This window comes from Cyclobacterium salsum (assembly GCF_010119245.1).
GTDB lineage: Bacteria > Bacteroidota > Bacteroidia > Cytophagales > Cyclobacteriaceae > Cyclobacterium > Cyclobacterium salsum.
This window is the reverse complement of the sequence record NZ_WNKG01000001.1, coordinates 449,332-475,543: the sequence shown is the minus strand read 5'-3', so window position 1 is coordinate 475,543 and position 26,212 is coordinate 449,332. Positions and strand designations below refer to the sequence as shown.

General features: G+C 43.2%; 25 protein-coding genes. 23 read left to right on the top strand and 2 right to left on the bottom strand.

All coding sequences use genetic code 11. The features are described from left to right. Positions 1-5 precede the first annotated feature (5 nt). From yidC to lepB, 7 genes are all read left to right on the top strand, one after another. Entirely contained in the window at positions 6-1,823 is a 1,818-nt protein-coding gene (gene yidC, locus GJS45_RS01865; protein ID WP_162339736.1) for a membrane protein insertase YidC, read from the top strand. Between the two features lie 221 nt (positions 1,824-2,044). Continuing rightward, on the top strand, positions 2,045-2,728 hold the full coding sequence (locus tag GJS45_RS01860) for a metal-dependent hydrolase (protein ID WP_162339735.1): 684 nt from the start codon (positions 2,045-2,047) through the stop codon (positions 2,726-2,728). Positions 2,729-2,734: 6 nt separating this feature from the next. Then, positions 2,735-3,514: a ParA family protein gene (locus GJS45_RS01855; RefSeq protein WP_162339734.1), complete on the top strand. Its 780-nt coding sequence runs from the start codon at positions 2,735-2,737 to the stop codon at positions 3,512-3,514. Between the two features lie 13 nt (positions 3,515-3,527). Continuing rightward, positions 3,528-4,442 carry a ParB/RepB/Spo0J family partition protein gene (locus GJS45_RS01850; protein ID WP_162339733.1) on the top strand — a complete coding sequence of 305 codons (915 nt, stop codon included), beginning with the start codon at positions 3,528-3,530 and terminating at the stop codon, positions 4,440-4,442. An 81-nt stretch (positions 4,443-4,523) separates the two neighbouring features. Continuing rightward, positions 4,524-5,057: a DUF5683 domain-containing protein gene (locus GJS45_RS01845; RefSeq protein WP_235954543.1), complete on the top strand. Its 534-nt coding sequence runs from the start codon at positions 4,524-4,526 to the stop codon at positions 5,055-5,057. Position 5,058: 1 nt separating this feature from the next. Then, entirely contained in the window at positions 5,059-5,781 is a 723-nt protein-coding gene (gene dapB / locus GJS45_RS01840) for a 4-hydroxy-tetrahydrodipicolinate reductase (protein WP_162339732.1), read from the top strand. Positions 5,782-5,794: 13 nt separating this feature from the next. Next, a complete protein-coding gene (gene lepB, locus GJS45_RS01835; protein WP_162339731.1) occupies positions 5,795-6,871 on the top strand; it encodes a signal peptidase I in 1,077 nt (358 codons plus the stop codon). A 53-nt stretch (positions 6,872-6,924) separates the two neighbouring features. Here the strand turns inward: lepB and ung are convergent, their stop codons facing one another. Then, positions 6,925-7,587 carry a uracil-DNA glycosylase gene (gene ung / locus GJS45_RS01830; protein ID WP_162339730.1) on the bottom strand — a complete coding sequence of 221 codons (663 nt, stop codon included), beginning with the start codon at positions 7,585-7,587 and terminating at the stop codon, positions 6,925-6,927. A gap of 72 nt (positions 7,588-7,659) precedes the next feature. Between ung and apaG the strand changes: the two genes are divergently transcribed. From apaG to priA, 9 genes are all read left to right on the top strand, one after another. Then, positions 7,660-8,046, top strand: coding sequence for a Co2+/Mg2+ efflux protein ApaG (gene apaG, locus GJS45_RS01825; RefSeq protein ID WP_162339729.1), 387 nt, complete (start codon positions 7,660-7,662; stop codon positions 8,044-8,046). A 9-nt stretch (positions 8,047-8,055) separates the two neighbouring features. Then, on the top strand, positions 8,056-8,829 hold the full coding sequence (locus GJS45_RS01820; protein ID WP_162339728.1) for an O-methyltransferase: 774 nt from the start codon (positions 8,056-8,058) through the stop codon (positions 8,827-8,829). 235 nt (positions 8,830-9,064) lie between these two features. Then, positions 9,065-9,988, top strand: a complete 924-nt coding sequence (locus GJS45_RS01815; protein WP_162339727.1) for a hypothetical protein — start codon at positions 9,065-9,067, stop codon at positions 9,986-9,988. A 79-nt stretch (positions 9,989-10,067) separates the two neighbouring features. Continuing rightward, positions 10,068-10,439 carry a 30S ribosomal protein S6 gene (rpsF, locus tag GJS45_RS01810; protein WP_162339726.1) on the top strand — a complete coding sequence of 124 codons (372 nt, stop codon included), beginning with the start codon at positions 10,068-10,070 and terminating at the stop codon, positions 10,437-10,439. Continuing rightward, positions 10,436-10,687 (top strand): 30S ribosomal protein S18, encoded by a 252-nt coding sequence (gene rpsR, locus GJS45_RS01805; RefSeq protein ID WP_092169188.1) that lies wholly within the window; start codon positions 10,436-10,438, stop codon positions 10,685-10,687. Before rpsF ends, rpsR begins: the two co-directional genes overlap by 4 nt. 39 nt (positions 10,688-10,726) lie before the next feature. After that, a complete protein-coding gene (gene rplI / locus GJS45_RS01800; protein ID WP_162339725.1) occupies positions 10,727-11,170 on the top strand; it encodes a 50S ribosomal protein L9 in 444 nt (147 codons plus the stop codon). 194 nt (positions 11,171-11,364) lie between these two features. Then, positions 11,365-12,393 (top strand): GSCFA domain-containing protein, encoded by a 1,029-nt coding sequence (locus GJS45_RS01795; RefSeq protein WP_162339724.1) that lies wholly within the window; start codon positions 11,365-11,367, stop codon positions 12,391-12,393. Further along, positions 12,380-14,401, top strand: a complete 2,022-nt coding sequence (locus GJS45_RS01790; RefSeq protein ID WP_162339723.1) for a thioredoxin domain-containing protein — start codon at positions 12,380-12,382, stop codon at positions 14,399-14,401. Before GJS45_RS01795 ends, GJS45_RS01790 begins: the two co-directional genes overlap by 14 nt. A gap of 15 nt (positions 14,402-14,416) precedes the next feature. After that, a complete protein-coding gene (gene priA, locus GJS45_RS01785) occupies positions 14,417-16,933 on the top strand; it encodes a replication restart helicase PriA (RefSeq protein WP_394366562.1) in 2,517 nt (838 codons plus the stop codon). Between the two features lie 30 nt (positions 16,934-16,963). Here priA and GJS45_RS01780 read toward each other — a convergent pair whose 3' ends face one another. After that, positions 16,964-17,425, bottom strand: a complete 462-nt coding sequence (locus GJS45_RS01780; RefSeq protein WP_162339722.1) for a YybH family protein — start codon at positions 17,423-17,425, stop codon at positions 16,964-16,966. Positions 17,426-17,712: 287 nt separating this feature from the next. Between GJS45_RS01780 and GJS45_RS01775 the strand changes: the two genes are divergently transcribed. Genes GJS45_RS01775 through GJS45_RS01745 form a run of 7 tightly spaced genes read left to right on the top strand, consistent with a single transcriptional unit; the run spans position 17,713 to position 26,105 of the window. Further along, complete coding sequence (locus tag GJS45_RS01775) at positions 17,713-18,726, top strand: lipase family protein (protein WP_162339721.1); 1,014 nt, start codon at positions 17,713-17,715, stop codon at positions 18,724-18,726. A 9-nt stretch (positions 18,727-18,735) separates the two neighbouring features. Then, positions 18,736-19,629 carry an acetoacetate decarboxylase family protein gene (locus GJS45_RS01770; RefSeq protein ID WP_162339720.1) on the top strand — a complete coding sequence of 298 codons (894 nt, stop codon included), beginning with the start codon at positions 18,736-18,738 and terminating at the stop codon, positions 19,627-19,629. Between the two features lie 12 nt (positions 19,630-19,641). After that, positions 19,642-20,145, top strand: coding sequence for a hypothetical protein (locus tag GJS45_RS01765; RefSeq protein ID WP_162339719.1), 504 nt, complete (start codon positions 19,642-19,644; stop codon positions 20,143-20,145). Then, entirely contained in the window at positions 20,138-20,557 is a 420-nt protein-coding gene (locus GJS45_RS01760; protein ID WP_162339718.1) for a patatin, read from the top strand. The genes GJS45_RS01765 and GJS45_RS01760 overlap by 8 nt, the downstream gene beginning before the upstream one ends. Positions 20,558-20,604: 47 nt before the next feature. Beyond that, positions 20,605-22,050, top strand: coding sequence for a patatin-like phospholipase family protein (locus GJS45_RS01755; protein WP_162339717.1), 1,446 nt, complete (start codon positions 20,605-20,607; stop codon positions 22,048-22,050). Continuing rightward, positions 22,040-23,776, top strand: coding sequence for a metallophosphoesterase (locus GJS45_RS01750; RefSeq protein ID WP_162339716.1), 1,737 nt, complete (start codon positions 22,040-22,042; stop codon positions 23,774-23,776). Before GJS45_RS01755 ends, GJS45_RS01750 begins: the two co-directional genes overlap by 11 nt. Next, the gene (locus tag GJS45_RS01745; protein WP_162339715.1) at positions 23,760-26,105 is read left to right on the top strand and encodes a GMC family oxidoreductase N-terminal domain-containing protein; all 2,346 of its coding nucleotides are present in this window, start codon (positions 23,760-23,762) and stop codon (positions 26,103-26,105) included. Before GJS45_RS01750 ends, GJS45_RS01745 begins: the two co-directional genes overlap by 17 nt. The last annotated feature ends 107 nt before the right edge of the window (positions 26,106-26,212 follow it).

The following is a 26,212-nucleotide window of genomic DNA, read 5'->3' as shown; positions in this document are numbered from 1 at the left end:
GACACATGGATAAAAATCAAGCGACGGGACTTATTCTTTTCGCAGCCGTAATTTTGGTTTATTCGCTCTTTTTTGCCAGCGGACCGGAACCGGTTATCGAACCTCAAACGGACAACACCACACAGGTGCAATCCCAATCACCTGATAGAGAAGCAGCAGAACCGGATAGTATAGCACCGGGAGATAGCCTGCAAACTATAGCGACCCAACAAAAATACGGAGACTTTTCCAGCCTTGTCAATGGGGAGGAGCGTTTTTATACCCTGGAGAATGATGGTCTAAAAATTACCTTTTCGAGCAAAGGGGGGGAAATTCAACGGGTTGAGGTAAAGAATTTTAAAACCTACGATCAGCAAGCCCTTATTTTATTTGATCAGGAATTTGGAGACCTGGAGTACGAAATAAATGCGCCCCAAGGCAAAATCGGATTGAATGAGCTGTACTTTGAAGTCAGCGAATCGACTTCCGGTTCGGCTGAGGAACCTGTAGATCAACTTGTTTTCACCGCCAATGTAGGTACTGGAACCCTAAAAAGGGTCTATACCCTCCCGGAGTCCGGGTATCAGTTAGGGCATGTTTTAGAAGGTTCCGGACTTGGCTCGTTGGTTTCCGATGAGACCGTTACCCTTAACTGGAGCACTGAGCTGCAAAAGCTGGAAGAAGACATGGAGGAGTCCCGTAGGAAAACCTACATGAACTTCTACACGGTGGATGAAAGTTATGATTACCTAACCACCGGCGATTCCGAAGATGCGCAGCAAATAGGAGAGCCCCTAAAATGGGTGGCTTTTAAGCAACGGTTTTTCACATCCGGCGTTATTGCCTCCAATCAGTTTGCAGGAGGAAATTTAGCTCAGGAGACACCTTTGGATGCTTCTTCTGTAAAGCGCATGTATGCGACCCTAACCTTACCAATGAATGAAGCAGTAAGTTATTACTTTGGGCCTAACAACTACAAAATTCTGAAACAGGTGACTCCCGAATTTGACAAAAACGTGGATATGGGCTACGTGTTTGTCAGTTGGGTAAATAAATACATCATCGTAAACCTGTTTCATTGGTTGGAAAACTTTTTTGATAATTACGGAGTAATTATTATCCTGATTGTTTTCATTATCAAATTATTCCTATTACCGCTAACCTATAAATCTTATATAGGAATGGCCAAAATGAGGGTCATTAAGCCTGAGATAGATGAGTTAAAAGAGAAATACGGCGATGATCAAACTAAAATGCAGCAAGAACAGATGAAACTGTTCGGGCAGCTGGGAGTAAGTCCTATTTCCGGTTGTTTGCCCATGGTGCTGCAAATGCCTTTTTTATTAGCCATGTTCTTTTTCTTTCCCAACTCCATAGAGTTGCGGCAGGAATCCTTTCTATGGGCACATGATTTGTCTACCTATGACTCCATTTTGAATCTACCGTTCACGATTCCATTTTATGGGTCCCATGTGAGTTTGTTTACCCTGCTGATGACCCTTTCCCAAATTGCCTACACTCACTTTAATAACCAACTGACTACGGCACAGGGGCCTATGAAAAACATCGGCTATATCATGCCCGTTGTTTTCATGTTTGTGTTAAACTCCTTTCCTGCAGCACTTAGTTTTTACTACTTCGTTTCCAATATGGTAACCTTTGGTCAGCAGGCTTTGATTAAGCAATTTGTAGATGATAGTAAAATCAGACAAAAAGTAGAAGAGAGTAAGGCAAAAAATGCCAATAAGAAAAAGTCCAAATTTCAAATGAGAATTGAGCAGGCGATGAAGGCAGCGGAGAATAAAAAAGGCGAGCCAGCCAAGAAAAAAGGGAAGCAGAAATAATTTTCTCAGTCTTAGAAATCACAAGGCATGGGATTTCCCATGCCTTTTTTTCATTCTATATGGCTTTTAGGGGTTCGAACACGGACCTCATATGGGTATAAGTATTTGATATTCAATGATATAAAAGTTTTCCACCGGGTGATGTGGAAAAGTACCTGACCATAGTTCCGATTAAAATGATATATTTGTGAAGCTATCAGGAACCGAAAAATCAAAATCCAATGATTGAACTCAAGTACTTTGGTCATTCGACCTTCTTGATGGGGATAAATGGAAAACAGATTCTTTTTGATCCGTTTATAACTCCCAACTCGCTTGCAAAGGATGTGGCCATTGAAGAAATCAATCCTGATTACATACTTGTGACACATGGACATGAAGATCATGTAGCCGATGTGGAGCGGATAGCCAGAAAAAGTGGTGCCATGCTGGTTTCCAATTTTGAAATTATATCCTGGTTTCAGGGAAAAGGCCTGGAAAATGTACACCCCATGAATCATGGCGGAAGCAAGGTTTTTGACTTTGGAAAGGTTAAATATGTTAATGCCATTCACAGCAGCACGCTTCCAGATGGGTCAAGCGGGGGGAATCCGGGTGGATTCGTGATCACTTCGGATGAGGGAGTGTTTTATTATGCTGGTGATACAGCTTTGACATTCGACATGAAATTAATAGGAGAATCTTTTGCTATTGATTTTGCTGTATTGCCCATAGGGGATAACTTTACAATGGACATCAGTGATGCCATCAAGGCAGCTGATTTTGTCGGTACGGAAAAGATCGTAGGCATGCACTACGATACCTTTCCTTACATCACCATCAATAAAGAAGAAGTAAGGCAGTCGGCAAAAGAAGCCGGTAAAGAATTGTTTTTGCTTCAAATAGGGGAAAGTATTACGCTTTAAGAAATAATGGGAAAAGTAATCGCTATTGCCAATCAAAAAGGGGGAGTGGGTAAAACGACCACGGCCATGAATCTGGCAGCCAGTTTGGCTGTTTTGGAATACAAGACGCTTGTGATCGACGCAGACCCCCAGGCCAATACCACATCAGGCTTGGGTTATGACCCCAAAGAGATTGATACCAGCATCTACGAATGCATGGTAAATGAGAATGAAATAGAGGATATTATTATTACTACGGAGATAGAGAATTTGGATTTAGTGCCGTCTCATATTGACCTGGTGGGGGCAGAAGTGGAAATGGTTAATCTGGAAAACCGGGAAGAGAAAATGCGGGGCGTCATCCAGGGATTAAGGGATAAATACGATTTTATTATCATCGACTGTTCACCTTCTCTTGGATTAATAACTATCAATGCCCTGACCGCTGCCAATTCGGTGATAATCCCCGTGCAATGCGAATACTTTGCCCTGGAAGGTTTAGGTAAACTCCTGAATACCATAAAAATTATCCAGACCAGACTTAACCAGGAGCTCGAAATTGAGGGTATTCTCTTGACCATGTACGATGTCAGGCTGAGACTATCCAATCAGGTAGTCGATGAAGTAAAGATGCATTTCAAAGACATGACCTTCGAAACGATTATCCCTAGAAACGTAAAATTAAGTGAATCGCCCAGTTTTGGGATGCCTGTTGTGGCTTTTGATGCGACAGGAAAAGGTGCGGTGGCTTACTTAAATCTGGCCAATGAAATTGCCACCAAAAATGGCATGGCCAAGGTAAATTGATTAGTTAAAACAAATGGCAGTTAGTAAAACAAATAAGAAAAGAGGGGCTTTGGGGAAAGGATTGGGCGCGTTGTTGCATGATTCTCCTCAAAAAGGGAAGACGGAAGGAGAAGGTAGCCACCCCATTGCAGGTATTTTTGAAATAGGGCTGGAAGAAATTCAGGTAAATCCGTTTCAGCCAAGGACTCATTTTGATAAAACCTCACTTGAAGAATTGGCAGAATCCATACGGGTTCAGGGAATTATTCAACCCATAACCGTTAGGAAATTAGCCGATAAGGAATATCAACTTATTTCCGGTGAGAGAAGGTATCAGGCTTCCAAGATTGCCGGTTTGGATAAAATTCCTGCTTACGTTCGACTTGCAAATGACCAGCAGATGCTGGAAATGGCCTTGATAGAAAACATTCAGCGAGAAAATCTGAATGCGCTTGAAATCGCCCATTCCTATCAGCGTTTATTGTCAGAATGTGATTTGAAGCAGGAGCAATTGGGAGATCGGGTTGGTAAAAACCGAACCACAGTTAATAATTACCTCAGACTACTTAAGCTGCCCCCGGATATTCAGGCAGGCATTCGCGATCAAAAAATCAGCATGGGACATGCCAGGGCCTTGATCAATATCGAAGATGTGGACAAACAACTGGCGATTTTTAAGCGCATGGTCACGGAGGAACTGAGCGTTAGAAAAGTAGAAGCACTGGTTAAGGAACTCAGCGAAGGTCGGGAAAAAAAGGAAACGCCCGAGAAACCTGGACTGGACCCGGTAAAGAAGTATGAAATCAACAAATTGCAGCAAAAGTTGGCTTCCCATTTTGGAACCAAAGTATCCCTAAAATCAGATCAAAAAGATAAAGGGGAGATCAAAATTCCTTTTCATTCCACCAACGATCTGAACAGAATCTTAGAAATACTTGATTTGATCTGAGTGAAATGTTTGATACGTCTGTTTATAAGCCGTTGTCAGGTTAAATTCGTTTTTGCTGGCAGTATCTTACTTTTGTGTCATATGCAGATAGCTCCTCAGGCGGCGGCACAGGTAATAAGTGAGATAGAGACTTCGGAGGAAGACACCATTGTGTTAGCAGCTCCCGATAGTGTTAAAAATCCTAAAAAAGCGGTACTTTTATCCCTGATTTTTCCCGGAGCGGGGCAGGTGTATAATGAAAAAGTCTGGAAATTACCTTTACTTTACGGCGGGGTAGCCACTTCAGTGTATTTTCTCGAGTTTAACAACAGGAGGTATCAGGAGTTTTTGGCCGCCTTGGAAATCGTAAGAGAGGAGGGAGGGGAGCCGAGTCCATTTCCGAATCTGAACGAAGATGGTATTATTAGGAATGTCAATTATTGGCGGAGAAACAGGGATGCCATGTACATGGTATTTGGGGCCATCTACGCGCTGGGTGCTGTGGATGCATTTGTAGATGCTCACCTTTCCAGTTTTGATGTCAGTGATGACCTGAGTATAAAAATAGAACCGACCACAGAACCGATCATGGCGTACGGGCGTGCGGTAGGTATCGCTTTAAAATTTAAATTCTAATATGAATATTCTGATCCTGGGATATGGAAAAATGGGTAAAATTATCGCCCAAATTGCTGAACAAAGAGGCCATCACATTGTGGCAAAAATCAATATTGAAAATGTTACCGACTTAGACTCCCTGGATAAGAAAGAAATCGACGTGGCCATTGAGTTCAGTCAACCGGAGTCGGCCGTCGGAAACATTAACTGGTGCATAGAGCATCAGGTACCGGTGGTCGTAGGGACTACCGGGTGGATGGATCAGAAAGAAGCCGTTGAAAGTAGTTGCGAAAGGCATAACGGATCTCTGTTTTACGCCTCCAATTTTAGCATTGGCGTTAATTTGTTTTTTAAAGTGAATGCCTTCTTAGCCACTCTAATGAACGGCCAGGAAGGCTATCAGGCATCTATCGAAGAGATTCACCACACCGAAAAAAAGGATGCTCCCAGCGGGACCGCCACTACCCTTGCTGAAGGCTTGCTCGAAAACAACCAACAATACCAAAAGTGGGAATTGAAAAAAAAGGATTCCACTCCAAACCAGGTTCTTCCCATTACTTCCAAACGGATTGATCCAGCTCCGGGAACACACACCGTGATGTATGCTTCGGATATTGACACCATTTCCATTCGCCATACTGCCCATAGTAGAAAAGGTTTTGCCTTGGGTGCCGTGTTGGTAGCCGAATGGCTTCCGGGCAAAAAAGGTGTCTTTTCAATGAATGATTTTTTAACGTTTTAACATTAGTATAAAAATGAGTCAAGAAAGAAAGAAAAAATCAGCCGCAAGGGAATGGGTAGATGCCTTATTGTTTGCAGTAATCGCAGCCAGCCTGATCCGTTGGTTACTTTTGGAGCCTTTTACCATTCCCACGGCCTCGATGGAGAAATCCCTGTTGGTAGGGGATTTTTTATTTGTCAGTAAAATGCATTATGGAACCCGAGTGCCCAAAACCATTCTTCAGGTACCCTTGACCCATCAGAAAATTTGGGGAACCGAAATCCCTTCCTACTCCGAAGCTGTTCAGTTGCCCTATTATCGTTTACCGGGATTTACTTCCATCCAGCGGAATGATGTAGTGGTGTTTAATTACCCGGAAGAATTTCATTATCCGGTCGACCTGAAGACGAATTATATCAAGCGGGGAGTAGGGATGCCGGGAGATGTAATTGAAATCAGGGAAGCAAAATTGTTCGTGAATGGAGAAGCGGCTGCCCTGCCGGAGGAAATGCAGTTTTCTTACGATCTCACTACCAACCGTCCCTTAAATGCCGATTTTTTTGATCGGTTTGGTATAAATCCGGATAGCTATTATCCGTTTTCAGATAACTCAGGCTATTTCATTTTTGCGACGGAGGAAATGGTTCGGGAATTGGAGCAATCGCCTGCTGTCGCTTCCGTAAGAAAGCGGATTAGCAAACCGGGACAAGGGGACCCGAATATTTTTCCGGACGGTGCCTATTATGGCTGGAACAAGGATAATTTCGGCCCACTGGAAGTGCCTGCTGAAGGAAAGACCATACAACTCACCGAGGACAATGTACGCCGGTATGGATATACCATCGAAAACTTTGAAGGCAATGAAGAGCTTCGAATAGAAGGTAACGACCTATTTATCAATGGAGAAAAGCAAGAATCCTACACCTTTAAACAGAATTATTATTTTATGATGGGGGATAACCGGCACGATTCCCTGGACTCCCGGTTCTGGGGTTTTGTACCGGAAGACCATGTAGTGGGAAAAGCCTGGTTTTTATGGCTTTCGCTGGAAAAACACAAGTCCATGTTTAATAAAATCAGATGGAATCGCTTTTTCAAATCCATTGATTGAGTTGACGAAATCCTTGAACGAAATAGCACCGGTTTGAGGCCGGTGCTATTTCGTTACCAGTTTATAGGTGTCAGCCCTGATTTTTCCAGGTAGGCATTTGCCTGACTGAAATGCTTGCATCCCAGAAACCCACGATGGGCAGATAGCGGACTGGGGTGGGGAGCATGCAGTTTTAAATGCCGGTCTTCTGATATGATTTGTGCTTTTTTTCGTGCGTAGGCCCCCCAAAGTAGGAATACAATATTCTCTTTTCTACCAGCCAGCTTTTCCACCACTTTATCAGTAAATGCCTCCCAACCCTTATTTTGGTGGCTACCGGCTTTATGGGCTTCCACGGTCAGGGTGGCATTGAGCAAGAGCACCCCTTGTTTTGCCCATTTTTCCAAATTGCCATGCGACGGAAAGGGCAAGCCCAAATCACTTTTTAGTTCTTTGAATATGTTTAATAGGGAGGGGGGAAATGGAATTCCCTCTTGCACAGAAAAAGAAAGACCGTGTGCCTGTCCAGGTCCATGGTAGGGATCCTGCCCTAATATAACTACTTTGGTGCGGTCTACCGGGCAACACTCAAAGGCATTAAAGATGTTCGATCCCTTCGGGTAGATGGTTTTGGTTTGGTATTCTTGTTTGATAAAGTTTGCAAGGGAGAGGAAGTAAGGCTTTGAGAACTCTTCCTGCAACAATTCTTTCCAACTATTTTCTATTTTGACCTCCATTAATAAAATTTCTATTGGTATATTTGTTATGACAATTCAAATTTCGAATAAGTTTTTGTAATACAAAACAGAATGGTAACTGCGATTACAGAAGGAATAAAAGTAAGCGTGGAAGCGACCTACCAAAAGGAGTTTTCTAATCCCGGTCAGCATCATCATGTCTTTACCTATAAGGTAACCATTGAAAATCACAGCGCGTTTACCATCCAATTGTTGAAAAGGAAGTGGGAAATATTCGATGCGGCTACTTCTTTGAAAATAGTGGAAGGAGATGGAGTGGTAGGGCAGCAGCCGGTATTGGAACCCGGCGCAAGCCATGCGTATATGTCTGGCTGTAATCTAAAATCTGGAATGGGCAAAATGAGAGGGAAATACACCATGGAAAAATTGCTGGATGGTAAATTGCTAACGGTGGTCATTCCTGAATTTCAATTAATTGCCACCATTTTCGATAATTGATCCCACATCATGTTTTTCCAGTCATGGGAATACTTCATTTATTTTTTAAAAAAAGAGGACGAACATAGCTTGCATTCTCCTTTTTATTATAACTGCTACCAGGAATTAAAACGCTATCTGAAAACTAACAAAGCCGGGATTAGTAGCCTGGAAAAGAGGCGGGAATTTTTTCTGGAACAAAACACCAAAATTGTAAGTAAAGACTTGGGAGCGGGGTCCCGATGGGAGTCCGGTTCCGGGAGAACCGTTTCTACGATAATGAAACGGGTTACTACCCCGCTCAAGTTTTCGCTGGTTTACCAGTTCTTGTGCAAACAAACCCCTGCATATGCCGTTTTGGATTTGGGGACTTCCCTTGGCATCAACACGGCTTATTTGAGTAATAGTGTAAAGGGGAAACTTTATTCGTTTGAAGGAGATCCTGCCCAAATGGAGTTAGCCAAAAAACACCTGGATAGCCACTTCAATGTACAGTTGGTTTCTGGAAACCTGGATGAAACGCTGCGTGAAGTAGTGCAGGGATTGCCACGCATTGATTTTGTGCTAATGGATGCTAATCACAGGTATGCGCCAACGATTGCCTATTTTGACCTTATTTCTCCCAAATTACACGGCAGTAGCATTGTAGTGCTTGCCGATATTCATTGGTCAGGGGAAATGAAACGGGCCTGGAATCATCTGAAGCGTTCACCTCGGGTGACTTGCAGCATGGATTTCTTTGATTGTGGGGTATTATTTTTCCGTCCGGATCATGTTAGATCTCATCTGGTCATGGCGATCTAATGCAGATTTTTTCATCCCGAATTTTGAGGTTCGATCTCAAGTAATATATTTGTCGGAAGGCTTTTAAGATTGAGAAACTAGCAAAATAAGAATGTTGATTGGTCTGATAATTGATGTATGTTTAAATTACCTTTCATGGATTGATTTATAAAACGCAATTCTGATCAGGCACAGGGATGGGTTAATGACAAAAAGGGGTTGATGAAGCTAATAACTAAAGAATTTTCCATACGCTATGACAAAGGAAGAGCAGCCTGAAGAAAATACTCCCGGAACGGAAAAGGGTAAAAACATTCTGATTATTGTTTTGATCATATTGGTCATATTAAGTGGGTGGCGATTATTGAACGATCACAGGGAGAAATCCCAAAAAAATGAAGAGATCCTTATCTTGACGGAAGAAAACAGCGATTTAAATATCCGGCTGGACTCCATGACCTTCCAATTAGATCTACGGATTCAGGAAATCGAAAAGCTGGGTGGAAATGTCGATTCCCTGATAAGGATAAAGGAGCAATTAATACGGGAAAGGCAAATAGAAACCAACCGCTCGGCTTCAGAGATTGCGGCGTTAAACGAGCGAATAGACGGTTATTCAGGTTTATTAAAAGAGAAAGATACCGATATCATCAAGCTAAGAGAGCAGAATCAACAACTTTTTTCAGAAAACATCGAATTAAAATCCAGCAAGGCAGAGGTAGAAGAAGAGGTGGTCAAGCTTAATATTAAGGCGGATGAATTGGAGGAAAAAGTAACGGTTGCATCCCAGTTGAAGGCTGAAAACATTGTCGTGGCGGCGGTAAACTCCAGAGGTAGGGAACGGATAGACGAATTTCGTAACCGGCAACTTTCAAAATTAAAGGTATCTTTTTCCATTGCCGAAAATAAAGTGGCTCCTGAAGGCCTTCGGGATGTATTTATTCAGGTATTAACGCCAAATGATCAGGTCATTTTTGATATTGCTAAGGGCTCCGGTACGTTTGAGCTGGATGGGAAAGAGGTTTTTTATACTTCTCGACAGGATTTTATTTTTAACAATAGTCAACAGCAGCTTACCTATTACTACGAAAAGGGAAGCGATTATCCCAGCGGTTTGTACACCGTAAGGGTTTATGCAGAGGGGGCCGAAATCGGAAGCAGTACATTCGAGGTAAAATAAAGTGGGTAATTTTTGTTTTTCGGAGGTTTAGCCTTAATTTTGCAAACTGTTTTACAACAACAAACAAAAATTTAAAAGAATGTTCCAAAAAAATTATGAAACGGTATTCATACTTACTCCCGTTTTGTCTGAAGTTCAGATGAAGGATACCGTAGACAAGTACGTAGGCTTGTTAAAGGAATTGGGAGCAGATGTAATCAATGTAGAAAATTGGGGGCTAAAAAAATTAGCGTATCCGATTCAGAAAAAGACCACCGGTTTTTACGTGTTGGTTGAGTACAAGGCAGATCCTACCGCAATCAAGAAGTTTGAGCTGAATTTCAGGAGAGATGAAACTGTTTTAAGGTTTTTGAGCACTGTCATGGACAAACATGGTATTGTCTATGCAGAAAGACGGAGAAAAGGTGAATTCAACAAAAAAACAGAAGCTAAGGAGGAGCCAGCAAAATGACTTTAAAAAACGAACCGATCAATAGAGAACAGACCAGGAAAAAATATTGTAGATTCAAAAAGCTTGGCATCAAGTACATTGACTACAAAGATCCTAACTTCCTGTTAAAATTCGTGAACGAGCAAGGTAAGATTCTTCCCAGAAGACTTACGGGTAACTCTGCAAAATACCAGCGGAAGGTGGCTCAGGCCATAAAAAAAGCCAGGCATTTGGCCTTGTTGCCGTACGTAGCAGACGGATTGAAATAAATCTTCTGTATCCTTCACCTACTAAAATTATTACTCGAAATGGAAGTTATCTTAAAAACGGATATAAAAGGACTTGGATATAAAAATGATCTGGTGGATGTAAAACCAGGTTATGGGCGAAATTATCTGATCCCTCAGGGGTTTGCGGTCTTGGCTACTTCATCCAACAAGAAAATCTTGGAAGAAAATATCAAGCAAGCAGCCCACAAAGCCGAAAAAATAAAGACGGAAGCCGAAGCCGTTGCCAAAAAACTGGAAGGAATCACTTTGGAAATTAAAGCCAAAATTGGAGATTCCGGTAAAATATTTGGAAAGGTTACCACGCTTCAACTATCGGATGCGCTTGCAGACAAAGGCATTGAAATTGACAGGAAAAAAATATCCATCAATCAGCCCGTGTCTACTTCTGGAGAATATGAAGCAGAAGTGGACCTTCACCGGGAAGTAAAAACCAATGTTAAATTTCTGGTAGTTGCGGAATAATTCCCTTCTTCGATCTTAAATAAAAAAAAGCCAGTTTGTACTGGCTTTTTTTATTTAAATCCGTTCTTTTCTTATGGGAATGAAATCTCCTGGCAATCCGAACGCATCTTTTTTTCGGTTTCGCTGAGAAGTATTGAAATCTTGCTTTCGTTCTTCCCGGGCATTGGTTAATTTGCTTTGATTAAAGGAAAAACATGAAAAATTTCAGAACGGAATTTCGAATCAACCCCTGCCAGCGAAGGATTACGCATGCTGAAAAGATGCTGACCATTGGGTCTTGTTTTTCCGAAACGATAGGAAATCGCTTACATCAATTCAAATTTCAAATTTCGGTCAATCCCTTTGGAGTGGTTTACAATCCCATTGCCATTTTTGAGAATCTTACCAAGGCCCTTTCCGGTCAGCCATTTGACCCCGGGTTAAGCATACAGCAGCATGCAAAATACTACCATTTTCATTCCCATTCGCGCTTGAATGCCCTCACTAAAGCGGAATTGATGGATTTGCTTGCCCAAAAACAAAGGGAAACCCTCCATCACCTGGAAACAGGCAGCCACTTGTTTATCACCTTTGGTTCTGCTTTTGCTTATCGCCACCATAAATTCAATAGTATTGTGGCCAATTGTCATAAGTTACCTCAACGTGAGTTTAATAAAGAGCTGCTTGATTTTGAACAAATGAAAGGTAGTTTTGAGGCCTTTTACAAATTACTGGAACAAGTAAATCCCAACATTCAAATCATCCTTACCCTCAGTCCTGTTCGGCATATTAAAGATGGTGTCCCGGAAAATCAACTTAGCAAAAGTCTTCTTCGGGTTTTTTGCGATCAAATAGCCAGTAGCAAATCGAATGTCGTCTACTTTCCGGCCTACGAACTTATGATGGATGACTTACGGGACTACCGTTTTTACAAAGACGATCTCATTCATCCTAATGCCATGGCCGAAGACTATATTTGGGAAAAATTCCAGGATTCCTTTTTTGATGCCCAAACCCGCAAATTAATCAAAGAAATCGATCAATTACACAAAAGCCTAAGCCACAGGCCCTTTGAACCCTTATCCATCCAACACGGAAAGTTTCTGCAAGGGTTGTTGGACAAAGTAGATAGCTTGCCTACAGACCTTGATTTTACTACAGAAAGAAGTAGTATCCTGGATCAACTCCATCAAATTGAGGCCTATCAAAATTCATCCGTAAACCAAAGAAATGAAGACGAATAGACTACATAAAAGCAAAAGCCTATACCTTAAACAACACGCTACCAATCCAGTAGACTGGTTTCCCTGGGGAGAAGAAGCGCTGGAGAAAGCCCGGAAGGAAAACAAACCCTTGCTGGTAAGTATCGGATATGCAGCCTGCCATTGGTGTCATGTCATGGAAAAAGAGTGTTTTGAGAATCCGGAAGTAGCCGATTTAATGAATGCTCATTTTGTTTCCATCAAAATTGATAGGGAGGAGCGTCCGGATCTGGATAACCTGTACATGGATGCTATACAGGCCATGGGTTTACAGGGAGGCTGGCCTTTAAATGTTTTTTTGATGCCGGATCAGCAGCCTTTTTATGGGGGGACGTACTTTCCAAAGCATCAGTGGATAAAAGTGCTTTCCGGAATAGAAAAGGCCTATACGGATCAGCACGAAGAGTTGGCAAAAAGTGCCAGGGGATTTGGCAAGAGTCTACGGCTATCCCTGGTGGAAAAATATGGATTAAAGGCTCAAAAATCTTCGTTTCAGGTTCAGGATATACGGGCAATTGGAGACAAATTAATCGATGGCTTCGATTCGGTTTGGGGAGGCATGAAACGAGTACCTAAGTTCCCCATGCCTTCCATTTGGGCATTTTTACTTGACTTAGCGATTCTTGACCGACAGGATGACTTGGGCGAAAAGGTCTGTTTTACCCTGAAAAAAATCGGAATGGGAGGGATTTACGACCACTTGGGAGGTGGTTTTTGCCGGTATAGCGTGGATGGGGAATGGTTTGCCCCTCACTTTGAAAAAATGCTTTATGATAACGGGCAATTACTCGGTCTGTATGCCAAAGCCTTTCAGTATACAAATGACCTCTTTTTTAAAGAAAAAGTCGAAGAAACCATTCAATGGCTGCTTCGGGAAATGAAAAGCCCGGAGAACGGCTTCTACGCTGCCCTGGATGCGGATAGCGAGGGGAAAGAAGGCAAATATTACATTTGGAATGCTGCCGAACTCCAACAGCTTTTAGGCGAGGATTACGACTGGTTTGCCATGCTATATGGCATCAAGTCTGAGGGAAATTGGGAAGCCGGTGAAAACATCCTATTCCAGAAGGAGTCCTACGAAAAGATTGCTGACTCGTTAAAACTATCAGAATCGGATTTTTTGGCAAGGCTCCATAAAGCAAAGCAAATTGTCATTAAACAAAGAAATAAACGGGTAAGACCTGGTTTGGATGATAAAATTATTAGCGGATGGAATGGATGGGTCATACAGGGTTTATGCCAGGCCTACCATGCCCTGGGTACCGAATCCTATCGGGAGCAAGCCCTTGCTACCGGTACTTTTATCTGGGATGAAATGGTGCAGGAAAATGAATTGTTTCGCAACTACAAAGAGAGGGAAGCCTATACTTCTGGGTTTTTGGAAGATTATGCCGCCGTCATCCAAGCGTTTATTGCCTTATACTCCCTTTCTTTTGACCTCAAATGGCTGGAGCGGGCCGATCAGTTGATGGCCAGGGTCATGGATCGGTTTCTGGATAAATCCGATGGTTTGTTCTTTTTCAATGATCCCAAAAAAGAAAAACTGATTGCCGATAAAAAAGAAATTTTTGATAATGTCATTCCGGCATCCAATTCCATTATGGCCAGAAATTTACACCGTTTGGGGATCTATTTGTATCAGGACGAGTACCTTGATCAGGCGGAAAATATGGTGCAACTGGTTCAGGAATTGCTGCTGAAGGAGCCCTCTTTTTTAGCCAACTGGGCTACCTTTTATTTAGAAAAGACCCTGCCAACGGCTGAAATCGCCATTTTAGGTCCGGAAGCAGAAAGCAACGGCCTGGATTTTCAAAAGCACTATTATCCCAACACGGTACTTGCGGCCGGTACAGGAATGGACAAGCTTCCTTTATTGAATGACAAGCCTGCGGAAAAAAATCAATATTTTGTATGTTTTGATAAAACCTGTAAGCAGCCGGTCAGCAGTTTGGAGGATGCAGTGCTTCAATTACCTCATTTGCCCCGCTAAGAAAACAAATTTATTTTGGAGGATCTTTTCGCGCATACTTACCCGGCAGCCACATCCAAGTCCATGTACGCCGATGTCATATTGCCTGTACCCATTCCAAAATGGTTTACCTATAAGGTAGAAGCTGAATTTCAGGAGCAAATCGGTATTGGGTACCGGGTGATGGTACCCTTCGGTAATCGCAAAATTCTAACCGGTATTGTGGCAAAGGTTCACCAAAAAGCACCGGAAGTCTACCAGGCAAAAGTCATTTTGGATGTGTTGGATGATTTTCCCGTGGTCAACGCGCTACAAATCAAATTCTGGAACTGGATGGCGGGCTATTATTGCTGCCATATAGGGGAGGTGATGAACGCGGCGCTGCCTAGTGGGCTGAAGTTATCTACCGAAAGCAGGGTGCACCTGCATCCTAATTTTGATCCGGAAGCCCCGGGTTTTCCCATGGACGATCGGGAACTACTGGTTTTAGAAACGCTGGCCAAACATGATGACATGCGGGTGGAGCAGTTTGAGCAAATGCTGCCTGGAAAAATAAGTCATAAGATTATTAAAAGCCTGCTTTCAAAGGGAGCCGTGCTTCTTTACGAATCGGTCAAAGAAAAATACAGTCCTAAAACGGAGCACCGAATCCGATTAACCAATCGATTTCTTGCCGAAGAAAATATGCTGCAGGATCTTTTTTTGGAACTAAAGGGAAAACAAAAACAGGAGCAGGTGTTGCTCCAATACCTGCAGCTTATTCCGGTGTTTCAAAAGCCCGAGTTGAATGATGCCGGGCTGCTTAAAAAGGTGTTGATAGATGCAGGCTGCTCGCAGAGTTCCATCGATACCTTGATTAAAAAAGAGATCCTGGAATCCTTTCGGATAACGATCAGCAGATTCGATGAACAGGCAACTGGGAATGATTCGATCACCCTCTCCCCGCTTCAGCAGGAAGCTGTTGGGGAAATTCATAGGCAATTTGAAGACAAAAATACGCTATTGCTTCATGGAATTACCGGTTCTGGCAAAACGGAGATCTATATAGAGCTGATAAAGGAAGTATTGGACAGCGGCTCGCAGGTATTATTGTTGCTCCCGGAAATTGCCCTGACCACCCATCTGGTTTTTCGCTTGAAAAAGGTATTCGGGAACAAAATGGGTGTCTTCCACTCCAAATACTCCGACAATGAGCGGGTAGAGGTTTGGCAGGGAGTGCTCAAGGGGCGGTTTAATTTTGTTATTGGTGTCCGGTCTTCCTTATTTTTACCTTTTGACAGTTTGGGTCTGGTGATCATAGATGAAGAACACGAACCTTCCTATAAGCAATTTGATCCGGCTCCCCGGTTTCAGGCCAGAGATGCTGGCATCATGCTGGCCTGGATGCATCAGGCCAAAACCGTTTTGGGGTCGGCCACGCCAGCTTTTGAATCGTTCTTCAATGCTCAAAATGGAAAATACGGGTATGTGAAACTAGACAAACGGTATGGAAATGCCGAGCTTCCCCACTTCCATTTGGCAGATATACTCAAGGACAAAAAGAAAAACCTGCTGAAACTTGATTTTACCCGAATTCTAAGAGAAAAAATACAAGATGCCCTGAACAGGCAGGAACAAGTGTTAATTTTTCAGAACAGAAGAGGCTATGCACCTTATATTTCTTGTGAGGATTGTGGTTGGATTCCACAGTGTGAGCATTGCGATGTAAGTCTCACTTACCACCAATATCAGGAAGAACTCCGCTGTCATTATTGTGGGTTTAAGGAGAAGCTACCCAAGGCTTGCCCGGCTTGCGGAAGTCATAAATTGACTACCGTAGGCGTAGGCACGGAACGAATTGAAGAAAACCTATCCTTGTTATTTCCGGAGGCTCGCATTGCGCGAATGGACCTCGATACAACGCGAAGCAAATACGGGTACCAACGGATATTGGAAGACTTTGGGGCCGGGAATGTGGATATTTTGGTGGGCACCCAAATGATCACCAAAGGACTTGACTTCGATCGGGTTTCCCTGGTGGGAGTTGTTGATGCCGACCGTATTTTATATTTTCCGGATTTCAGGTCAGGGGAAAGGGCTTTTCAACAGATTACCCAGGTGGCTGGACGGGCAGGTAGGAGGGAGAAAACAGGCGAGGTAGTGATTCAGACCCGGCGGCCTGATCAGCAGATTTTCAGTCAGATAATGAGTGGAAATTACATAGATTTTTACCAACAGGAGATCCGTGAGCGCAAGCAGTTTTTTTATCCTCCCTTTATTAAAAATATTAAGGTGACGACCAAACACAAAGAATATAAAACAGCGGAGATGGCAGCACTTCACCTAAAAAATCTGGTAATGGCTATTGAAGCCAAAAAAATTGTATTGGGTCCGGAAAAATCATTAATTGGAAAAATCAAAAACCTGTACCTGTTTGAAATTTGGATCAAACTGGAAAAATCAGTCTCGGTTCAGGAAAACTTCAAAAAACAATTAATGGAAAAAATCATGGAGTTACAGGCCGAAAAGAAATTCAGGTCGGTTCGTTTTTTGGTGGACGTAGATCCTTTTTAGTAGACTGCTATTCGATAGCCGTTTGGTTCGCTATTCATTAGCGTTCCAAATATCATGGGTTGTCTTCCAGCTTCCATCGGCCTGTCTTTCCAGGATGTTTAAGTATTTAGAGGTAGCGTAGGTGGTGTCTCCAGTTGTTTTGGAGAAGAGGGTAACCTTGGCAAAGCCCCTGCCAAAAGCCAAATCTCCGTCAACCCGAACGGCTTCATATCCGCTTTCTAAACCTGTTCTGTAATTATCGAAAATTTCCTGATAATAGGCTTCTACGGCTTCAGGACCTATTTTTTTGGGGGTATTAGGTGCCATTAGAACAGCGTCGGTGGTAAAATGAGCTGCAATTGCAGCCGCATCACCGGCATTAAAAGCATCAGCCCTCGCCTGGCTCATGGCTTTTATTTTCAGGATATCCTGTTCCTGCGAAGGATTAAGGTCTGATCTACAGCTCATCACGCTTATTATCAGAATGGCAGAGGGGATAAGTATTCGTTTCATATGTTTATAATTGTCTTTTAATGGTCACATAGCCTGTCCCGATATCAAATCGGGAGAACCTTTGACGATTAAAATAATCATTGCCCTGTTCGTTTAATGATGATTTTAATCGTGTCCATTTCATGGTCAAAATTTTATTAATTTGAACCAAAGATAAAATATTTATTTATACCGTCAGATACATTGAATTTGATGGATATCCCTTATTTTAATTGGAAAAAATCCCGGGAATTAGCATGAAGAATTGATTTTATTTTGTTAAATTAATCCTGTGAAAAACAATTCATATGACAGCTTATTTTGAGACCATAGAATTTGAGGCATTAGATGGCTTTAAATGTGATTTGAAGCGACTTAAATCAAATAAAGCTACCAAAGGACCGGTCTTATTGGTACATGGTGCCGGTGTAAGTAGCAATATTTTTAATCCCCCTTCCAAGAACAATATCATATTTCAATTGGCAGAAGAAGGATACGACGTTTGGTTAGAAAATTGGAGGGGGAGTATTCACCTGGAGCCTAACGAGTGGAACCTGGATCTGGTAGCCCGAAATGACCATCCGGCAGCCGTGAAAAAGGTAAGTGAACTTACCGGTTCGAAAGAGATAAAAGCGATTATTCACTGTCAGGGCAGCACCAGTTTTATGATGTCGGCCGTTATGGGGTTGATTCCGGAAGTTAAATTGATAATTAGCAATGCGGTTTCCCTACATCCGATCGTTCCTGCCTTTTCCAAATTCAAGTTGAACCTATTGGTCCCCATAGTAAGTCGGTTTTTCGATTATTTCGATCCTCAGTGGGGCCTTGCAGCTCCCGATTTTAAATCTAAAGTTATTTTGAATTTTGTAAAAGCTACCCACTGGGAAAAGGACTCCACGGTGGGTAAAATGGTTAGCTTTACTTACGGTTCCGGTTTCCCAGCCCTCTGGGAATTGGAAAATCTGGATGAGAAAACCAAGGAATGGATACAGTATGAATTTGCGCATGTCCCCCTTTCCTTTTTCAGGCACATGCAAAAATGTGTGCGGAACGGAGCTTTGACACCCGATAATGATGAAGATCGTGATTACGTATCGGAGCCTCCCAAAACAGCGGCAAGAATGGTTTTGTTTGGGGGAAAAAAGAACAAGTGTTTTTTATCAGAAAGCCAGGAAAAAACATTTCGGTTTCTGGAAAGTACAAAGCCAGACTTCCACAAGTTGTATCTTTTGGAAGGCTACAGTCATTTGGATGTATTTTTCGGGAAAAATGCACACATTGATGTGTTTCCAAAAATGATCAATGAATTAGAACTTGGATAATTCCCAGCTATGCCCCCCAAAAGAATCAAACGATACACCGGAAGATACGCCCTTGTAGACGGGATACCCTACCAAATGCCGGTAAGCTCATCCCGGTCTCCGGCATTAATGGCTGGTTTTTCCTGTGATTGGGAGAAAGCCAATGAGTTGCTGCCCGGCAATGAAATACATGCATTAAAACTTCCGAATGGTAGAGCAGCACTGTTAGTCACCGTCATTAATTACCTGGATACCAGCATCGGAAAGTACATCGAATACAGTATAGCCATCGCATGTACCCATGGACCCAAGCCGGCTCCACGATTTTTAAATTCCATTTTACTGGGACATTATGGAACGGGTCAATACATTCTGGATTTGCCGGTAAGTAGTGAGATTTCAGTGAAGGGGGGCAAGGGAATATGGGGTATGCCCAAACATCAAGCCAACCTGGATTTTATAGAAAGTTCGGAACAGGTGAGTAGCCAGTATGAAAAGGATGGGCAATTTGCCTTTAGAATTGAAATCGAAAAACCCCGTTCGCCTTCCATCAAATTAAAAGTGGGAGCAACAAATTATTGCCGGTTTCGGAATATGCTGATGGCCTCTTACATTTATTTTGAATCCAAGGCGGGAATCAACTTATTCGGAAAAGCAAAGGGGAAGCTGTTTATCGGTGACCATCCCCGGGTAGCATCTCTACAGCATATTGACTTAAACCCAGACCCCTTTTTTACCACTTTTATGCCTGAAACGAATGGCATCCTGGATGACCATTTCCAATGCTGGTTTATGACGTATGAAGATCCGCCTGAAAGCATGCCGGAAGGGCTGGAAACAGTCTACCCGCTAGGTTTTAGCGAGGAATGGCTGCCACCGCCTTCGATTACCGATTACGAGAAATTTCGAATCCAAACCCATTAGTCAAGCACTATCATGAACCCTATCAAAAAAACCCTCCTTGACCTGAATAATGCCTATATTTTCTTTTGTGCATCCATCTATTTGGGGATGTTTTGGTCCTTGCATTTCTTTTGGTTTCCAAATTACCCCAATACCCTAACCCTCGACAATTACTACGATGCCATTATCCCACAGACGGATTTGGCAACGAATTTTTTTTTCATCACCATTCCCCTTATGGCCGCTGCATTGGTAATCATGCTGATCTCGGAATGGAACACGGGACTCCGTTGGGTTCCGATTGCCTGGATACCCGGGCTTTTGGCTCCTGTCATTGTTCAGCAAGCTTATATAGAGGACATAAACAATCAATTTAAGGCTGGGGTAAGCGACGAAGCGAGCCTCCAGGTACTGCTCCAGGAATGGATGTGGCTAAATGACATTCGCTGGATAATCCTGACGCTTATGTGGGGAATTACCATGTATTTCTTTATCGCTAAAGCAAAACCAACCCATCAACAGAAAACCCATGAATAAAGATAAAATTTTCGGCATTTCGACCCGATACATCGAGCTATTGGTGGTTTTTATTGGCTTTATTACCCTTTTTTCCGGACTGATTCAGTTGGTGAAACCGACGTTTATTCTGGGTTTTGTGGGAAAAACCGGTAGCAGTCCGGAAGCCGCCCATTTCTTCGCCATTGTTGGGATGTTTATGGCCCTTTTTGGTGGAATGGTCCTTCACGCTGTCTACAGTTCCGTAAGTAACAAGCAGATCATTCTCTGGTCTGCCATTCAAAAATTTGGAGCGTTTATCGCGGTGGCGATGGGTGTTTTTATAGGGTTATTTTCTGTCCTGGCCTTAGGAGTAGCCATTTTTGACCTTTTTTCAGGGATTGTTTTTTTACTCTACCTGAAAATACTCCGTTCAGATAACGATAAATTTTAATAGCTGGTTAAATTTAAACGAACTGCTTTCGCTGACAACCAAAACCCATGCTGATACAAGAAATCCATACCGATACAGATGTAAATAGGTCACTGATTTTGGCAGGCGGCGGCGTTAGGGTGGCTTATCAGGTGGGAGTAATGAAGGCTTTGGAAGAGGAAGGCCTGGAATTCAATCATGTGGACGGTACCTCCGGTGGCATCTTCAATGCAGCGATGCTGGCATGCGGGCAGCAGGTGGATGATTTGAGAACTAATTGGATCCATTTAAATCTAGCCCATTTTGTCTCTCCGGTTAGATTCAGGGATTATTTTACCCCCTGGAAACTAAAAGGAATGGGCGATACGGATGCCATTCGAACCAAGGTGTTACCCCATTTTAAGGTTCGAATTAATTCAATCAGGGAAAAGGGACTTCCTATCACCTTCTCCCTGTGTAACTTTTCGAAAAAAGTGGTACAAGCCATTCCTTCGAAGGACCTTCATGAAAATCACCTGCTGGCAGGAATTTCATTGCCCATTGTAATGCCTGCCTTACAAGTGGCTGGTGAGTGGTTTATTGATGCCGTTTGGATCAAAGATGCCCACCTAATGGAAGCAGTCAGACGGGGTGCAGAAGAAATTTGGGTTGTTTGGGGAATTGGGAACCATCCCGCGTATTTTTCAGGGGCACTGAATCAATATGTGCATTCCATTGAAATGAGTGCCAATGGAGCCTTATGGGAAGAATTTGAACAAATAAAATGGATTAATAAAGGAATCCAAAGAGGGGAGTCTGAATTCGGACAGCAGCGGCCTATTGAAGTTCACCTTATACACCCGTCGCTTCCCCTTCCCCTTGATCCGGATTTATTTTTTAATAAAATTACTTCCAGAGACCTGATAAATATGGGATACCAGGATGCTAAAAAATACCTGTCGGATATCCCTGAAGCCGGTGCCCAATTGAATGAGGGCCTGACCAGCACACCTGCCATTGGGAACTATCTTGGATTTCGGCTTCAGTTTTCTGGTGAATTGGCCTGGAAAGAAAAGGTCGATCGGGTATCGATGGATGTATTTTTACGCTATGCGGATTTGGGGGGCGAGGGGCGAATGGATGTTTTTACCAGTCTTTTTATCGGAGATTTGGATCAAGAGTACAGCGGCTTTCAGACTCGGTTTCGGCGAATTCCGAGCGAATCCGGATTTTCTATTTACGAAATAGAAACGAGTATGATGATCGAAAACAGGGTATACCTGGTAGTGGGCCGCTTCAATGGCAATAGTCCATGGCATTGGATGTTGGGTATGGACTTCAAGGAGCTGGAGCTGGTTTTGTATCCAAAAGGAGGTGCGGATCCGGAAATCGCTATGGAAGGTACTCTCTTTCAGTCCTTTTCATCCAGAATAAAGGGATTTTGGAGGGCATTGGCAAAGAAGAGCGACGGAGCTAGCGGAGGAATGGGGTTTAAAGTTAAAATGATAAAAAAAATGTTGTACAATGAAGTTTGAAAGAAAACCAATGGTCAATTGGTATGACCCCAAGCAATTAGCCTTCACGGGTGTCAAAACGGTGCTTTCTTCCGTATTCGGAAATTTTGCCGATAGGCGGGAACTACAGGCAGCCCTGGATCAGGAAATCCAGTTTTATGACTATTCGGATAGGGAGGAAATGTGGCTGGACTTTATCTCAGATTTGGGAGATGGCTTCAATCCTACTTTTACGTTGGCGGATTTATTGGCCAGAGAATCATTGACCTTGAGGGGCAAGCCCTTGAAAAGGGGAGAAGTGCTGGTAATGGGAGGGGATGAGGTCTATCCAACACCGGAGCCTATCGAATATAACAACCGTCTTCGAGGTCCCTACAACGCCGCTTTTCCCAAAGATGAAAATGATTCCAACCGACCAGATGTCTTTGCGGTTCCGGGAAATCATGACTGGTACGATGGATTGACCAATTTTCTTCGGCTATTTACGCAAAAGCGTTCTCTCGGCAATTGGCAGACGCAGCAAAGCAGGAGTTACTTTGCGCTAAAATTGCCTCATGATCATTGGTTGGTAGGGATAGATGTGCAACTGAATGCGGATATAGATTACCCGCAGATCTGTTACTTTAGGGAAATTGCCAGGCAACATTTCACCAGCCAAAGTAAAGTGATCTTGTGCGCCTCGGAGCCTTCCTGGGTTTACAAGTCTTTTGATGAAAATAACGAATCTTTTGATCGCTTGCAGTTTTTCATTGACAGAGTGCTTTTTGGTAAAGGGGAAGCGGAATACGAAGAAAAAAATAAGTCCCTGGAAGTAATTGCCATCCTGACCGGCGACCTACACCACTATGCCCGGTATGAAACGTCAAAGGGAAAAGAGCATCCCTGTCAATTAATTACAGCCGGGGGAGGAGGGGCTTTTATGCATCCAACCCATACCCTAAAAAAGGAAATTGAAAGCCTGAAAGGACAACCAGCGGCGTTGAAAAAAGTCTTTCCTTCAAAAGGGGATTCGGTTAAACTGAGTTTTCTCAACTTGATTTTTCCCTATTTCAGCCTTACCATGCTTTTCTTCTTCGGTATCTTTCACACGTTTACCACCTGGATACTTCAGTCAAATGTGGAAAGCCCAGAATCCATTATGGAGAAAATGGCTGGCCTGGATCTATTAGATGGGGATATTTCGGCGTTTTTTGGGGTCATTATTTCCGGGATCAGCCATCACCCTGCGGCATTATTTCTAAACTTACTGCTGTTTATGGGGATACTCCTTTTTACAGATACCAAGTCGGGAAGGAAGAACCTGAATTACATCGCCGGTGCCATTCACGGAGGGTTGCATTTGATGAATTTTTATTTTCTACTTTGGCTATTTTCTTTTACCAATCTTGGTACTTTGGGTATGGGAGTTAATAATCCCGGCCAGGTTTTACTATTCATGGCAGAAATGATACTGGTAGGGGGCATTATCAGCGGAATACTATTTGGTGTGTACCTTTCCTTTAGTGTTTTAGTTTTAAAAAATCATATTACCGAAGCCTCCTCTTCCTATCGCTGGGAGGGCTATAAGAATTTCTTACGCCTCTCGATCTCCGGAGAAGGCGTTACCATTTATCCTATCGGTTTGAAAAAGGTGGTGCGCAATTGGAAAAACACGGGTACCGAAGAAAATCCAAAATTTGAAGGGGGACCTATATCCTATGAATTGATTGAAGATCCAATAGTTATAAAAAATGAAAAGATTAGCTAAACCATTAACCGCCCTGAAATCCTCTTATGACTACCTGGTCATTGGTTCGGGATATGGTGGAAGTATCGCCGCATCCCGAATGGCAAGGTGTGGTCAGTCGGTCTGCCTCTTTGAGAAAGGTAAGGAATTTTTGCCGGGAGAATTTCCCGATACGCTGATAAAGGCGTCCGGAGAAATGAATTTTATCGGTGGAAAATCGGGCAACCTTGAAAAAAACGGCTTGTACGAATTTACCATGGGCAGTGGTATCAATGTCTTTAAAGGCTGTGGCCTCGGCGGTACTTCCCTGGTAAATGCCAATGTATCCATTGAACCTGAATCAAGAGTAATGGATGATAATGCCTGGCCCCAAGCCATTCGGGAGGACTTGGATTCATTCAAGCGCGGAGTTTCCCGAGCCCGGAAAATGTTGAGGCCAAATCCCTACCCGGAAAAGAAAAACGGATATCCACTGCTGAAAAAGACGGAGGCGATGAGAAAATCTGCGGCCCACATGTCGGCTCCGTTTCGGCTGCTCGATATCAATGTAAATTTCGAAGATCAGACCAATCATGTGGGTGTATATCAACCCAAGTGTACGAATTGCGGGGATTGTGTAACAGGTTGTAATATCGGAGCAAAGAATACCACTGCGATGAATTACCTCCCCGATGCCTGCTCCCACGGGGCAGAAATTTTTACGGAAATAAATGTGAGGTATATTAAAAAAGGTAAGGATCACTGGCAGGTATATTTCCATCCGATCGGTATAGGCCGGGACTTGTTTGATGCACCTTTGTTATTTGTTAAGGCAAAAAATGTAATCCTTGGTGCCGGTTCCCTGGGCTCTACCGAAATTCTGCTTAGGTCCGCAAAAATAGGGTTGAAGGTGTCTAAAAAATTGGGGCATCGGTTTACAGGAAATGGAGATGTTTTGGGTTTTGGTTATAATAACGATGTGCGGATCAATGGTATCGGGCTCGGGAAAAAAGGAACGGAGCAGATCGCCAACGTGGGTCCCTGTATTACCAGTGTCATTGACCTGCGGGAGCGTGAGAAGCTGGAAGACGGGATGACCCTCGAAGAAGGAACCATTCCGGGCCCTATCCGTGGCCTCATGCCAAAAGCTCTCTTTACTTTTTCACGTCTGGTGGGAAAGGATTCGGATAGGGGCTTTATCGATTATTTTAAAGAGAAATGGCGTGAAATCCGAAGCCTGTTTTTGGGTCCCTTTCATGGAGCGCTGGCGCGAAGTCAGGTGTATCTGGTAATGACACATGACGATGGCAATGGTACCCTAAAAATGAATGCCGAGGGCAAACTGACCATCAATTGGGAGGGAGTAGGAAAGCAGGAGATTTTCAAGAAGGTAAACAGTGAAATGTATCAAGCCACCGAGGCACTTGGAGGGACCAAGATACCCAACCCTACCTGGAACCGATTAATGAACTATGATCTGGTAACCGTACATCCCCTGGGTGGTTGTGGCATGGCAGATACTGCGGATCTTGGAGTCGTGAATCATAAGGGGCAGGTGTTTGAAGGAGAAATGGGAAATGCGCTGCATGAAGGATTGTACGTCATGGATGGCGCGATCATACCCAGACCGGTAGGTACGAATCCTTTGTTGACCATCAGTGCGCTGGCGGAACGGGCCTGTGAGCTCATCGCTCAGGAAAAAGGATATGAGCTATCAGATGAATTTGAGGAAAACCATAGCGCATCTCCCGGTGAACAGCCACCGGGTACGGGGGTTCAGTTTACGGAAACCATGAAGGGCTTCATCGGTTGGGGTGAAACTGCAGATTTTGACGCAGGCTATGAAAAAGGAAAAGCCGAAAATACCCCTTTTGAATTTACACTTACGATTCAAACGGAGGATATAGATGATTTTGTGGCCAGGGAGGACCATCCCGGCGCCATGTTGGGATCTATGAGCGTTCCATCACTGATTGAGGAAGCACTGACTGCCTATCAAGGGGAGTTTAACCTCTTTGTTCAGGAAAAAGCAGAAAGCAGGCAAAAAAAGATGCGCTACATGGCAAACTTGTTAAGTCCAGATGGCGGCGACTATTATTTTGAAGGGTTTAAAGACATTGAAAATGACTACGTAGTGGATGCCTGGAAAGACACCACCACGCTTTTCATAGCACTCTACGAGGGCACCGGTCCTCATGGTAAAATGCTGGGCAAAGGCAAGCTGGTAATTAAGGTGGCTGACTTGTTACGCCAATTAAGAACCGTTAAGGCCATTCATCCCAGATCAAAGGAGGAAGGAATCAAGGCCATTGCCAGTTTTGGGAAATTCTTCGCAGGAAATGTCTTCGAAACGTATTCGAAGATAATATAAGCAAGCTCCTTCCTTCAACGTGAGTTTGACCTATTTTCATTATCAAACCGTCATTCCGAGAATTAACTTTTTTTAAACGCAAAAATCGGGATGACGGTATTTATTTT

Excerpts from the sequence above, each read along its gene's own strand:
- yidC (WP_162339736.1), top strand. The coding sequence starts at position 6 with ATGGATAAAAATCAAGCGACGGGACTTATTCTTTTCGCAGCCGTAATT.
- GJS45_RS01860 (WP_162339735.1), top strand. The coding sequence starts at position 2,045 with ATGATTGAACTCAAGTACTTTGGTCATTCGACCTTCTTGATGGGGATA.
- GJS45_RS01855 (WP_162339734.1), top strand. The coding sequence starts at position 2,735 with ATGGGAAAAGTAATCGCTATTGCCAATCAAAAAGGGGGAGTGGGTAAA.
- GJS45_RS01850 (WP_162339733.1), top strand. The coding sequence starts at position 3,528 with ATGGCAGTTAGTAAAACAAATAAGAAAAGAGGGGCTTTGGGGAAAGGA.
- GJS45_RS01845 (WP_235954543.1), top strand. The coding sequence starts at position 4,524 with ATGCAGATAGCTCCTCAGGCGGCGGCACAGGTAATAAGTGAGATAGAG.
- dapB (WP_162339732.1), top strand. The coding sequence starts at position 5,059 with ATGAATATTCTGATCCTGGGATATGGAAAAATGGGTAAAATTATCGCC.
- lepB (WP_162339731.1), top strand. The coding sequence starts at position 5,795 with ATGAGTCAAGAAAGAAAGAAAAAATCAGCCGCAAGGGAATGGGTAGAT.
- ung (WP_162339730.1), bottom strand. The coding sequence starts at position 7,587 with ATGGAGGTCAAAATAGAAAATAGTTGGAAAGAATTGTTGCAGGAAGAG.
- apaG (WP_162339729.1), top strand. The coding sequence starts at position 7,660 with ATGGTAACTGCGATTACAGAAGGAATAAAAGTAAGCGTGGAAGCGACC.
- GJS45_RS01820 (WP_162339728.1), top strand. The coding sequence starts at position 8,056 with ATGTTTTTCCAGTCATGGGAATACTTCATTTATTTTTTAAAAAAAGAG.
- GJS45_RS01815 (WP_162339727.1), top strand. The coding sequence starts at position 9,065 with ATGACAAAGGAAGAGCAGCCTGAAGAAAATACTCCCGGAACGGAAAAG.
- rpsF (WP_162339726.1), top strand. The coding sequence starts at position 10,068 with ATGTTCCAAAAAAATTATGAAACGGTATTCATACTTACTCCCGTTTTG.
- rpsR (WP_092169188.1), top strand. The coding sequence starts at position 10,436 with ATGACTTTAAAAAACGAACCGATCAATAGAGAACAGACCAGGAAAAAA.
- rplI (WP_162339725.1), top strand. The coding sequence starts at position 10,727 with ATGGAAGTTATCTTAAAAACGGATATAAAAGGACTTGGATATAAAAAT.
- GJS45_RS01795 (WP_162339724.1), top strand. The coding sequence starts at position 11,365 with ATGAAAAATTTCAGAACGGAATTTCGAATCAACCCCTGCCAGCGAAGG.
- GJS45_RS01790 (WP_162339723.1), top strand. The coding sequence starts at position 12,380 with ATGAAGACGAATAGACTACATAAAAGCAAAAGCCTATACCTTAAACAA.
- GJS45_RS01780 (WP_162339722.1), bottom strand. The coding sequence starts at position 17,425 with ATGAAACGAATACTTATCCCCTCTGCCATTCTGATAATAAGCGTGATG.
- GJS45_RS01775 (WP_162339721.1), top strand. The coding sequence starts at position 17,713 with ATGACAGCTTATTTTGAGACCATAGAATTTGAGGCATTAGATGGCTTT.
- GJS45_RS01770 (WP_162339720.1), top strand. The coding sequence starts at position 18,736 with ATGCCCCCCAAAAGAATCAAACGATACACCGGAAGATACGCCCTTGTA.
- GJS45_RS01765 (WP_162339719.1), top strand. The coding sequence starts at position 19,642 with ATGAACCCTATCAAAAAAACCCTCCTTGACCTGAATAATGCCTATATT.
- GJS45_RS01760 (WP_162339718.1), top strand. The coding sequence starts at position 20,138 with ATGAATAAAGATAAAATTTTCGGCATTTCGACCCGATACATCGAGCTA.
- GJS45_RS01755 (WP_162339717.1), top strand. The coding sequence starts at position 20,605 with ATGCTGATACAAGAAATCCATACCGATACAGATGTAAATAGGTCACTG.
- GJS45_RS01750 (WP_162339716.1), top strand. The coding sequence starts at position 22,040 with ATGAAGTTTGAAAGAAAACCAATGGTCAATTGGTATGACCCCAAGCAA.
- GJS45_RS01745 (WP_162339715.1), top strand. The coding sequence starts at position 23,760 with ATGAAAAGATTAGCTAAACCATTAACCGCCCTGAAATCCTCTTATGAC.